The organism is Mesorhizobium sp. M5C.F.Ca.IN.020.29.1.1, assembly GCF_003997375.1.
Classification (GTDB): domain Bacteria; phylum Pseudomonadota; class Alphaproteobacteria; order Rhizobiales; family Rhizobiaceae; genus Mesorhizobium; species Mesorhizobium wenxiniae.
Window position 1 is genome coordinate 1 of sequence record NZ_RZSW01000816.1, and the last position, 1,984, is coordinate 1,984.

2 protein-coding genes are annotated in these 1,984 nt (G+C 59.2%); both read left to right on the forward strand.

Annotated features, from left to right (window positions below; translation table 11 throughout):
* The coding region (locus EOA85_RS33870) for an SEC-C metal-binding domain-containing protein (RefSeq protein WP_164760080.1) at positions 1-801 on the forward strand (801 nt) is incomplete at its 5' end.
* Between the two features lie 54 nt (positions 802-855).
* The gene (locus EOA85_RS33875) at positions 856-1,641 is read left to right on the forward strand and encodes a hypothetical protein (protein WP_245486287.1); all 786 of its coding nucleotides are present in this window, start codon (positions 856-858) and stop codon (positions 1,639-1,641) included.
* The last annotated feature ends 343 nt before the right edge of the window (positions 1,642-1,984 follow it).

Consider the following 1,984-nt stretch of genomic DNA (forward strand, 5'->3'; position numbering starts at 1 on the left):
GTCCGTGACCTGATTGAGTTCTCTCGCATGGAGGCCATCAGTGCGGACGGCATGACCGCTCAGCTTAGTGAGCAGACGTCTATCCGTCGGCTCGACCTCAACAACTTCCTGCTCGGAGACGTTTGCTCGAAGTGTAACAACGGCTGGATGAGCGCGCTCGAGGCACGAATGAAGCCGATCCTCGCGAAGCTCACAGCGAAGGTTGCGCTCCCTATGGCCGAACGCGAGGTCCTCGCTAAGTGGGCAATGAAGACAGCCTATGTGCTCTCTTGCTATCTCGACCCGCCGGTTGGCCGGATACCAGCCAAGCATGGTCATCAGCTCGTCGGAGACACCTTCACACTGCCGAAAGGCGTGGCGGTATTCTATCGGTACGCGGCCGACACGCGGATTTGGTTTTCTATCTCCCTGACGCTCACGGTGCAGGGTACCGACGAAGAGGCAGTCAGGCGTCGCTATCAGAACGCCTACAAGGTTCTGCTGCAGCTCGGCGCCGTCCAGTTTATGGTGATGTTCTACCCCGACAGTGCGGTGGAAATCAGCTATGCAACGAGTGTCGCGACACTGGCAGCGGCAAACGTGGATACAGTGGGCGAACATCCCGTGGATAGGGATATGCCCGACATCGGTGACCCGACCTTCAGGTTCATGATGTCGACCGAAGTGAGGCCAAGCAGGAGTCCCAAGCCGGTCGGCCGAAACGACCTCTGCGCATGTGGAAGCGCGTTGAAGTACAAGCACTGTCATGGCGCACCAGAGGTAAACCGGCGGCCGCCACCATCGCGCCAAGGATGGATGTAGCGGATCCCCGTGGTTCGTTTCTCTATTTCTCAAAGTGTTCGAGGGCCTGACGCTATGCGCGAGAAGCCGTTTACCCGCCCGACCATCGTCGCAGCCAACGAGTTGCTGGCTCAGGCAGCGAGGACGCATACCGAAATAAATAAGTTGGTGCTTCGCCTTGGCCTAGAGGCGGAGATTCCGGACGATACCTCCCTTGGCATGGAGAAGAAATGCGATCGTCTTGGCCGCACTGTGCTATCCCGGCCGGAGGACGTCGTCGCTTCGGTTGATGGCAGTTTTACTTTGGCCGAGGCCTTTGTGCGGCAGGCGCTCACTTTTGCACGACAGGGATCTGAAGACCCGCGCCAGGATGCCTTCCTGCGTGGCCTTTCCAGAGATGGGTATGTTGTTGTCTGGGGGGAGTCGGGGCAGCGCCCTTCCTTACGAATCGCCTTGCCCAACGAAGTCGACCTGCCGGCGACCGACGATGAGGTCCGAAGTCTGCTGAAGCATTTCCAGTTCAGCGTCGCGCACGGTCATCTCGACCAAGCCATCGAGGCGCATACTCGCGGAGAATGGGCTGCGGCGAACGCGCAGCTCCGCACCTTTCTCGAAGGTCTGTTCGACGACATTGCGCGATATGTCGATCTATCCCGCGCAGCCACGTTGTCGACGTCCGAAAATCGTCGCGCAATGCTTGCTGAGCCCCAGGTCGGGTTTCTCGCCCGGACCGCAACGAATGGACACCGGATGGCAAGAATTACATCAATGGTCTGTTCAAGATGTTGCACACAGATGGCTCCCATCCGGGCCTGTCCGACGAGGACCACTGCACCTTCCGCCTGCATATTGTGCTGGTGACCGCTCGAACCTTCCTGCGGCGGCTTTGGCAGGGCACTCAGTAGCGAACCCCTGGATGGCGCCGCTTTTCTTTCCGGTGTGTAATCGCGCCTGAGGTCGGGGGACTTTGGGTATCAGCTGACCCGCGGGCCACTCGGTACTTTTGCCGTGCCAGATCGCATCGAAAACGTCGTGAATACCCGGCCAAGTTCGACTTGGCCTAGATCATCGATCTCCGTCCCCGCCTCGCCGAGATGCTTCCGCCATATTGGCAACCGCATCGACGAGCACCTTGACAGCATGCACAGCTGGACCCTCGACCAACATCCCGCATTCGAGGTTAGTTGCCTTTGACCGCCTGAGC